We start from the raw sequence: 9593 nt of genomic DNA on the forward strand, positions 1-9593 counted from the left end.
CCAGGCTTTGTGTCACAAAGATTTGAAGCAGGGCCGTTTAAGACTTCCGTCAGGCCGCGGTGCGCTCCCGGCGGCCCAGTACGGCGTCTGCCAGCAGGCACAGTACCATGGTGGCCACCATATCCACCAGGGTGTAGCCCACCACGATGTCCACGCGCATCAGCGCCCGGTAGAGCACGAAGCCCACCAGCCAGATCACCAGGTTCCGCCCGTCGAACGCCTCGTTGAAGCGGTCCCGGTGCAGCAGGAAGTGGTCCGCGATCTGCACGGCAATCATGGGCGCAAATACGGAGCCGATGAGATAGAGGAAGTCGGTGATGTCATCCATGGGGAAGAGGATGGCACCGGCAATGCCCGCCACCGTCACCACAACCGCCGTCCACTTGCCGTTGAGCTTGCTGCTGAGGGACTCAGCGGAGATGCCGGCGGACCAGGCATCCAGGAAGGTGGTGGTCACCGTGGAGAGCACCAGGATCACCAGCGCCGCAATCCCCAGGCCCGCCTTGACCATGATCTGGGCGATGTCATACTCCCCGGTGTAAATGGCGGCACCCATGCCGATCACATACATCCAGCAGGACACCACACCGTAGGTCAAGGTACTGGCCAGAGTGGCCTGGAAGGGTTTTTCCGCCTCCCGGGTGTAGTCGGAGATCAGGGGCAGCCAGGAAAGGGGCATGGCCACCGCCAGCTCCACCGCCGCGCCGAAGCTCATGGTCTCTCCCAGGTCGCCCCCCACCGGGGCACCGGAGAAGAAAATCACCTTGCACAGCACCAGCGTCAGAAGGAAGAGGGCCGTCATGGAGATCTTGTTGATAAGTCCCAGGTTGGTGATGCCCACCAGAATCCACACGATAATGAGTCCGCCGATCACCAGGCACCAGATCCAGTGTCCGGCGCCGAAAATACCGTCGATGGCCAGGGCGCCGTCATAGATCATGATGGCGGTCCAGCCCAGCAGCTGCAGCACGTTCAAAAAGGCAAAGAGCAGTCCGCCCTTCTGGCCGAAGCTCATCTTCACCGTTTCCATGGCACTGCGGCCGGTACGGCCGCCGATGAGGCCCGCCAGGAAAAAGAGGGCGCAGCCGATGACGTGGCCCAGCAAAATGGCGGCAAAGCCCCGGGCCATGCCCAGGGGTGCAAAACTGGTGCCGGTGAGGATCTCCGCCAGGGAGACGCCTGCACCGAACCAGATGAGACTGTTCTGAAAGACCGATGTTTTTTTCATATGTGGTTTCTCCCTTCCGCCGAATCGGCATCAACCCCCAGATCCGTCCGAGGTTTGGCACTCATTTCCCAAAAATGCAGCTCGTGGAGGGAACAGGTCCGGAAGATCTCCCGGCACATCTCCCGCCGCCGGGGCGAAAGGTCCTGACAGACCTCGTCGGTAAAGGCCGCCCATTGGCTGCAGGCCGCTTCATAGCGGTCCGAGGCATAGTCCCGGACAAAGGGCCAGTAGGGAGTGGACTGCACCTGGGGCGATGCCTTCACCACCTGCCGGAAGATCCAGCCGTAGCTGAGCATGCAGGGAAGGCACGCCATCATGCACTCCGGCGCGCCCTGGCCCTCCCGGGCGGAGTCCAGCATGAAATCCGCGTAGGCCCGGTTTTCCGGCCGCAGAGGCAGGCGCTGGATCTGCTCGTCGGTGAGGTGGTAGCGCCGCAGATAGGCAAGACGGGTGGCATCCTCGCTCTCATTGACAAAGGAGAGCAGAGAGTAGTAGTTGCGGATCTCTGCCATGTCCCGGGCGTGGAGCATACCCCAGGCAAAGACCTTGGCATACTCCCGGAGGTACAGGCTGTCGTCCACAATGTAGCCCTGAAAGCAGTCCTCCGGCAGGGAACCGTCTGCCACGCCCCGGACAAAGTCCGAGTCCAGGCACTGCTGCCAGATGGGGAGGCTGTCCCGGATCAGTTCGCTGACAAATCCCATCTCAGCCACCTGCTTTCACGGCCCGGCGGAGCCGGGAGATGGGCAGGAAGGCCACCACCAGGATGGTCAGCAGGCCCTCTGTCCCGTGGCCGGAGAGATTTGCGAGGATGCTGTATGCCCAGGGGCCATATCCATCCCAGGCATACTGGGCAAAAAAGACGGCGCCCGCCATGATATGGCTCAAAACGCTGAGCGCCACCGCCAGCGTGGTACCGGCCACGATCTTCCACCGCCGGTCCGTACCGAAGATGCCGGCGTAGCCCAGGGCGGAAAAGCAGATCAGCTGTTCCACAAAGGGCTGGGCCCAGTGGACGGGCTGCCAGTCCGGCAGCAGCACCATGGCCAGGATGCCGGTGACCCAGCCGGCGCAGAAGGCCACCCGGGGGCTGTACAGCAGCGAGAGCAGCAGCAGGGGCAGCATGGCCCCCAGGCTGATGTGGCTGCCGTTGGGCAGCGTGATGAGGATGCAGCGCAGCACCAGCGTGGCGGCGGTCATCACGCCGCCCAGGCAGATATCCCGGACGGTGAGCCGCAGTCCCCGGCACTGCCACAAGGTAACGGCCAGCACTACGATGGCAAAGACCGCCGCGATGAGGGGCGTCATCATTGGACGAACTCTCCTCTCAGGGCGAACATGTGGTCCATGGGACCGCTGCCCTTGCCCAGGTCCAGCATAGCTGCCAGCGCGCCGGAGATGTACGCCTTGGCCCGCTCCACAGACGTGTCCAGATCATAGCCCTTGGCCAGGTTTGAGGCGATGGCGCTGGAGAGGGTGCAGCCGGTGCCGTGGGTGTTGGGGTTGTTGATGCGGCGGCCCCGGAACCATTTGCCCACGCCGTCCCGCCAGAGCAGGTCGTCGGCATCGTTGATCTGATGGCCGCCCTTGCACAAAACAGCGCAGCCGTACCGCTCACTGATGGTGCGGGCCGCCTGCTCCATGTCTGTGGCATTCTGGATGGTCATTCCGGAGAGGATCTCGGCCTCCGGGATGTTGGGGGTCAGAACCGTAGCCAGGGGCAGCAGCTGCGCTTCCAGAACGGCGATGGCGTCGTCCCGCAGGAGCTTTGCGCCGGAGGTGGCCACCATCACCGGGTCCACCACGATGTGCTTTGCGCCGTACTGGCGCAGCTTGTCCGCGATGACAGAGATGAGGCCGGAGGAGGAGACCATGCCGATCTTCACGGCATCGGGGAAGATGTCGGTGAAAATGGCGTCCAGTTCCTCTCCCAGGAACTGGGGTGTTGCCTCCAGGATGTCTGTGACGCCGGTGGTGTTCTGGGCAGTCAGGGCGGTGATGGCGCTCATGGCGAATACGCCGTTGGCCGTCATGGTCTTGATGTCTGCCTGAATCCCGGCGCCTCCGCTGGAATCACTGCCAGCGATCGTCAATGCTGTTTTCATCATACTGATTTCTCCTTTTCGCATTGAAGTTTTATGAGGCGATACAAGGTGGTGCCCCCAATGTACCGCCGGAATCGGCCGATGGCCGGATTTCCCGTTTTAAACCCGCGCCGGGGCGGAAGAGCCTCCAAATCCCCCAAAAACGCGCAAAGCGCCGCAGACACCCTGATCGGCAGTCTGCGGCGCGCATCCTTATCTCCCTACGTTGGCATGATCCAAATCAGGTCGCGGGTAAAGACCATGGCGGTCTCCTCTCAGCCCGGCAATACGGACTCCCCGTTGTTCAGTTCCGTTTATTGTACGCCCCTTTTCCAGATTTTGCAACCGTTCCCGACAAAAAACCGGCGGGGTCCTGCCGGTTTTTCCTCACCGCTTCACCGAAATGGCGTTGACCGGGCAGCCGTTGGCTGCGTCAAACACCCGGCTCTCCCGGTTTTTCTCCGGTGCCCCCGTCACCCGGGACACCCGGCCCACGATGGCAAATACCTCCGGCACCACCGCCGCGCACATCCCGCAGCCGATGCACCGGCTCTCGTCGATCTTGATCTGCATCCGCGTCTCCTCCTCCGTCTGCTCCGGCCTCGTCGGAGCGGTTTTTCCCCATTATAGCCTCCTCCGGCGATCTCCCACAAGGCCTTTTTCATGCAGGGAACTTTTTGGGCGCTGTTTCGTCAGAAAAAAAGAACATTTTTCCGGCCGGAACGGCGGGTTTGTTTCCGGTTCGGCATTTACTTTATCCCTTTTTTGTGCTATTCTGAAAAATGTTATGTTGACCACCCTTGAAACTGACGGAGGCAGCTTATGAATCGTTTTTTCCGCAGGACATTGTCCTTGTTCCTTTCCGCATCGCTGGCCTGTTCCCTGGGCATCAGCGCCGCCGCGTCCAATGCCCTGGGCGAGGATCTCTCCACCCGGGACACGCTGCTCAACCAGGAGACACAGCTTTCCACCAACGTGTTCTGGAGTTCCGCATATTCGGATCTGCGGACAGAAAACGTGGTGACCTATACCCCCAATGAAGATGTGACGCCCATTGTCACCTATGGTGACACTCTGACTTCCCGCATCACGGTCTCCTCGGCCGCCAAGGGCCTGGAATCCAAAGGATACCGGGTCGTTGCCGGCATGAACGGCGACTTTTTCAACACCTCCACCGGCCTGCCCATCGGCCTGGTTGTGTCGGAAGGGGAACTTCTGAGCACCGACGGTGGGTATTACGCCATCGGCTTCCGGGCGGACGGCACCGCCGTGTTGGGCAAGCCCACGGTGAAGGTCTCCGCGGACCTGGGCTATGAGCTGCTCAACGACTACGGCACCCCCACAGAGGTGGTCCGCCAGCTCACCGGCGTCAATAAGGCCCGGGTCTCTACCGGCGGCATTTATCTCTATACTTATGACTTCAACTCCCGCCATACCACCGGCAACACAGAAGCCGGCGTGGATGTCATCTGCACCATTGACCGCGGCTCCCTGACCATCGGCGGGGAGATGACCGCCACCGTGGACCAGGTGGTCGAGGCCACTTCCGCCACCGCCATCGGCCCCGATCAGATCGTGCTCTCCGCCAATCTCCAGTCCAGCTCCTACAATGTGGATGCCCTGCGGCGCATCCCCGTGGGCAGCACCATCACCCTCTCCGTCACCGCCTCCAGCGAGCAGTGGAACGATGTGGAGTACGCCGTGGGTGCGCTCTACTCTCTGGTGGAAAACGGGTCTGTGGTCTCCGGCCTCTCCAACAGCGCCAGCCCCCGCACCGCTATCGGCCAGAAGGCGGACGGCACGCTGGTCTTCTACACCATTGACGGCCGCAAATCCGGCCACTCCATCGGCGCATCCCTCAATCAGCTGGCTCAGCGGATGGTGGAGCTGGGCTGCGTCACCGCTCTGTGCCTGGACGGCGGCGGCTCCACCGCCATCACCGTCACTCAGCCGGACGAGCTGACCGCCAAGACCATCAACACTCCCTCCGACGGCAGCGAGCGGGCCGTCACCAACCACGTGTTCCTGGTGGCCAGCAGTGAACCCACCGGACGCCTCGGCAGCTTTTATGTCCAGGCAGATCACAGCTATGTCCTGGCCGGCAGCCGGGTGAATATTTCCGCCGCCGCCCTGGACACCAACTTCATCCCCATGGGCGATGAGCCCTATGACCTGGAGACCAGTGCCGGCACACTGGACGGCAACGTCCTGACCACGCCTGCCGGCGGCGGTGACATCACCGTCACCGCATACAGCGGCAGCCAGAAGGGCTCCACCACGGTCCACGCCATCGAGACGCCGGATTCCATCACCGTCCGCAACAGCAGCGGCACCGTTGTCTCCAGCATCTCCGTGGCTGACGGCGCCTCCGCCGCTCTGGTAGCCTCCGCCGTGTACCACCACATGGCCCTCCAGGCGGATCAGGATGCCTTTACCTGGACGGTCAGCGGCAACATCGGCACCATCTCCAACACCGGCATCTTCACCGCCACCGCTCCCGGCACCGGCACCATTACGGTCACCGCCGGCGGCAAGAGCGCCACGGTGAAGGTCACCGTGGCCGGCACGGGCCTTGAAAGCATTGAGAACTTTGAAGGCTCCACCACCATCTTCCGGGGCAGCGGCACCAACATGGACTTCAGCCTCACCTCCGCCAGCGACTATGTGAAGCTGGGCCGGGGTGCCGCCAAGGTAGACTACACCCTGACGGAAGCTGGCGGCTACGCCGCCCAGTGGCGCGCCGCCTCCTCCACAGCCATCGGCACCCAGCACTCCAGCCTGAACGTCTGGGTCCGGGGCGACGGCTCCGGCAATACGCTCTCCTTCCTGTACAGTGACGGCACCACCTCCAGCCTCCTCAAGCCTATTACCACGCTGAACTTCACCGGCTGGAAGCAGGTCTCCGTTCCCATCAGCGGCACCTTCTCCATTCAGGGCCTGGCGGTCAGCGGCTCCGCCGCTTCCTCCGGCACCATCTACCTGGACCAGATCACCGCCTCCCATGACGGCATTGTGGATACGGAGGTGCCCTCCGTCACCGCGTCCCTGGACAATGCCGCCTGGCAGCTGACCGCCACCGTGGCCGACACTGTAGACGGTGTGCTGCCCAAGAGCGCAATTTCCGTCACCTGCTCCGGCGGCAGCCAGAAGAGCGCCGCGCTGGACTTCTCTTATAACACCGCCTCCGGCGCGCTGACCGTGTCGCTGCCCCAGTCCCAGGTGAGCCACGACGCCATGCGCCTCACCATCACCGCCCGGGACGCCTCCGGCAACATCGGCCGGGCCTCCGTGGACGTGGCGCCCACCAGCACCAACCACAAGTTCACCGATATTGACGGCTACTGGGCCGCCACCTATGTGGATTTCCTGTACAGCACCGGCATCACCACCGGCTATGAGGACGGAACCTTCCGGCCCAACCAGAACATCACCCGGGCCCAGTTCTCCGCCATGCTCTTCCGGTATCTGGGTCTGAGCGAGAGCGATTACGCCAGCGTGCAGCTGCCCTTCGCGGACAACAGCTCCATCCCGTCCTATGCCGTCCCCGCCGTGAAGGCCCTGTACTCCAAGGGCATCATCAACGGCTCCACCGGTGCTGACGGAAAGCTCTACTTCAACCCCAACGCCAGCCTCACCCGGGCCCAGGCGGCCACCATGATCGGCCGCACCCAGGAAAAGGGCTACGCCACCACGGCGCTGACCTTCTCCGACGCCGCCTCCATCCCGTCCTACGCCACCTACTATATCCAGACCATGGTGGCCCAAGGTGTCATCAGCGGCTACAGCGACGGCACCTTCCTGCCCAATGCCAGCATCACCCGGGGCCAGATGGCCAAGATCCTCTATAATCTCCTGTAATGCGATTCGCCCCGCCCGGCACGGCACCGATCAGGTGCCCGCTTTGGGCGGGGCGAAATTTTAACAGGGTGGTCCCTTGCTTTCTCTCCCTGTTTATGGTATGCTGAAGTTCAATATATCAGGCCAAAGGACCTGGGAAGGGATTGAGAAATACCCGTGGACCAACCTCCGTCGTCCGCTCACATAGAATGTTATGAAATAGGGACAGTCTGACCCCTTCGGGGTGAGGCTGTCCCTTGCTGCGTATTTTTACCCTTTTAACCGCTGGTTTCAAACCATCTGAACTTTTGATTAGGAGTGATTTCGTTTTCCATGGACAGTACCACAGCTACCTTGATTGCCGCCATCGTTGTCATGGTGATCTTTTCCGCCTACTTCTCCGCCACGGAGACCGCGTTTTCCAGCCTGAACAAAATCCGCCTGCGCAGCAAAGCGGAGGCAGGGGACACCCGGGCCGCCCTGACGCTCTCCATCGCCGACGAGTACGACCGGATGCTCTCCACCATCCTCATCGGAAACAACATCGTCAACATCACCGCCTCCACCCTGGGCACGGTGCTCTTTACCCGGCTGTTCAACGCCTACGGTCCCACCATCTCCACGGTGGTGCTGACGGTGGTGGTACTGATCTTCGGCGAGATCTCCCCCAAGAGCATCGCCAAGGAATCTCCGGAGCGCATTGCCATGTGGGCCTCGCCGCTGCTGCGGGTGCTGCTGGTGATCCTGCGGCCGCTGAACTTCCTCTTTTCCCAGTGGAAGCGGCTTCTGAGCCACATCATCCGCCCGGCAGACGGGGAGGGCATCACGGAGGATGAACTCATCACCATGGTCTCCGAGGCGGAAAATGAGGGCGGTCTGGATCAGCACGAGAGCCAGCTGATCCGCTCCGCCATCGAGTTCGGCGATCTGGAGGCCGGGGACATCCTGACGCCCCGGGTGGACATCGTGGCGGTGGAGGACTCCGCCACCATGGACGAGATCGCCGCTGTTTTTGCCGAAAGCGGCTACTCCCGGCTACCGGTCTACCACAAAGATGTGGACGACATTGTGGGACTGATCCACGAAAAGGACTTCCACGCCGCCCGCTACCGGGGACGCACGGATATTTCCGGCTGCATCACCCCCATCCACTACACCACCGCCAACGCCGAGCTGGGGGCCCTGCTGCGGACACTGCAGAAGAAAAAGATCCACATGGCCGTAGTGGTGGATGAATTCGGCGGCACCGAGGGTCTGGTGACGCTGGAGGACATTCTGGAGGAGCTGGTGGGAGAGATCTGGGATGAGCACGACGAGGTGGTGGAATCCATCCGCCGCCAGAGTGACGGCAGCTATCTCATCGCCGCCAGCGCCGATCTGAGCGACCTCTTCGACCTCTTCTCCATCAAGGACGACAGCGACGCCAGCACCGTCTCCGGCTGGGTCATCGAACAGCTGGGCCGTCTGCCCCAGGCAGGGGACCACTTTACATCCGACGGGCTGGAGGTCACCGTCACCCGGGTGGACCATCGCCGGGTTCTGGAAATTCAAGTGTTGGCCCCCGAAAAGGCGCCGGCGGAGACCTGACCTGCCGGCAGACATTTCCCCGTTAAAAAGGAGTTTTTATGCATCTATATACAACCGGTCAGTGGGTACTGCTGTTTTTCTTCTACTGCTTTTGCGGCTGGGTATGGGAGAGCTGCTATGTCTCCATCCGCCAGCGGCGATGGGTAAACCGGGGCTTTCTCCATGGGCCGGTGCTGCCCATCTACGGAAGCGGCGCCATCATCATCCTCTTCGTCACGCTGCCGGTTCGGCAGGACCTGCGCCTGGTATTCCTGTTGGGCACAGCGGCCGCCACGGCGCTGGAGTACGTCACCGGCGCGGTAATGGAGCGGCTGTTCCAGATGCGCTACTGGGACTACTCCAGTCAGCCCTTCAATCTCCACGGGTACATCTGCCTGACCAGCTCCATCGCCTGGGGCTTCTTCTCCATCTTGCTGGTGCGCCTGATCCATCCTCCCATCTCCCGGCTGCTGGCGGATATTCCCTCCTTGCTGGTGGACCCGCTGGCGCTGGTGCTGACCGCCGTATTTGCGGTGGATGTGGTGCAGTCCACCCAGGCTGCCCTGGATCTCAAGCGGGTCCTCTCCAAGCTCACGGAGGAGAACGAGGATCTGCGGCGTCTGGCCCGCCGGGCGGAGGTGGCTGCCGCCTTTGCCGCAGACGATCTGCGCCGCTTCCGGGAACGGACGGAAGTGGAGCGGCTGGAACGGGAAGAGGAGCGCCTCTCCCGCTCCCGGAAGTGGAAGGAGCAGCTGGAGGAGAACCTCCGCCGCCGTACCTCCGCCAAGCTCCAGGCCCTGCACACCATTTCCGACACACTGGAGCGGACCCTGGATCACCTGGAGGAATCCGCGGACCTCACCGGCGACGCCCTGGCC

The 9593-nt window shown here is 62.4% G+C and carries 8 protein-coding genes and 1 riboswitch; of the genes, 3 read left to right on the plus strand and 5 right to left on the minus strand.

Translation table 11 applies throughout. The features are described 5' to 3' along the window. Positions 1-49: 49 nt before the first annotated feature. The 5 genes from cytX to QZL67_RS09165 form a co-directional block, all read right to left on the minus strand. On the minus strand, positions 50-1228 hold the full coding sequence (gene cytX / locus QZL67_RS09145; RefSeq protein WP_022290419.1) for a putative hydroxymethylpyrimidine transporter CytX: 1179 nt from the start codon (positions 1226-1228) through the stop codon (positions 50-52). Next, complete coding sequence (locus QZL67_RS09150; RefSeq protein WP_022290420.1) at positions 1225-1932, minus strand: TenA family protein; 708 nt, start codon at positions 1930-1932, stop codon at positions 1225-1227. The genes cytX and QZL67_RS09150 overlap by 4 nt, the downstream gene beginning before the upstream one ends. Position 1933: 1 nt before the next feature. Then, positions 1934-2539 carry an energy-coupled thiamine transporter ThiT gene (locus QZL67_RS09155; RefSeq protein WP_022290421.1) on the minus strand — a complete coding sequence of 202 codons (606 nt, stop codon included), beginning with the start codon at positions 2537-2539 and terminating at the stop codon, positions 1934-1936. After that, entirely contained in the window at positions 2536-3333 is a 798-nt protein-coding gene (gene thiD, locus QZL67_RS09160; protein ID WP_292920222.1) for a bifunctional hydroxymethylpyrimidine kinase/phosphomethylpyrimidine kinase, read from the minus strand. Before thiD ends, QZL67_RS09155 begins: the two co-directional genes overlap by 4 nt. A 180-nt stretch (positions 3334-3513) precedes the next feature. Next, a riboswitch (TPP riboswitch) is annotated at positions 3514-3622 on the minus strand. Positions 3623-3699: 77 nt separating this feature from the next. Continuing rightward, positions 3700-3885 (minus strand): ferredoxin, encoded by a 186-nt coding sequence (locus tag QZL67_RS09165; protein ID WP_022290423.1) that lies wholly within the window; start codon positions 3883-3885, stop codon positions 3700-3702. Between the two features lie 249 nt (positions 3886-4134). Between QZL67_RS09165 and QZL67_RS09170 the strand changes: the two genes are divergently transcribed. The 3 genes from QZL67_RS09170 to QZL67_RS09180 form a co-directional block, all read left to right on the plus strand. Next, a complete protein-coding gene (locus tag QZL67_RS09170; protein ID WP_022290424.1) occupies positions 4135-7170 on the plus strand; it encodes an S-layer homology domain-containing protein in 3036 nt (1011 codons plus the stop codon). Between the two features lie 312 nt (positions 7171-7482). Next, the gene (locus tag QZL67_RS09175) at positions 7483-8736 is read left to right on the plus strand and encodes an HlyC/CorC family transporter (protein ID WP_022290425.1); all 1254 of its coding nucleotides are present in this window, start codon (positions 7483-7485) and stop codon (positions 8734-8736) included. 38 nt (positions 8737-8774) lie between these two features. Then, positions 8775-9593 (plus strand): putative ABC transporter permease (locus QZL67_RS09180; RefSeq protein ID WP_292920216.1); only part of this gene is annotated, 819 nt, incomplete at its 3' end.

It is taken from the genome of Oscillibacter sp. CAG:155, from assembly GCA_000436875.1.
Taxonomy (GTDB): domain Bacteria; phylum Bacillota; class Clostridia; order Oscillospirales; family Oscillospiraceae; genus Oscillibacter.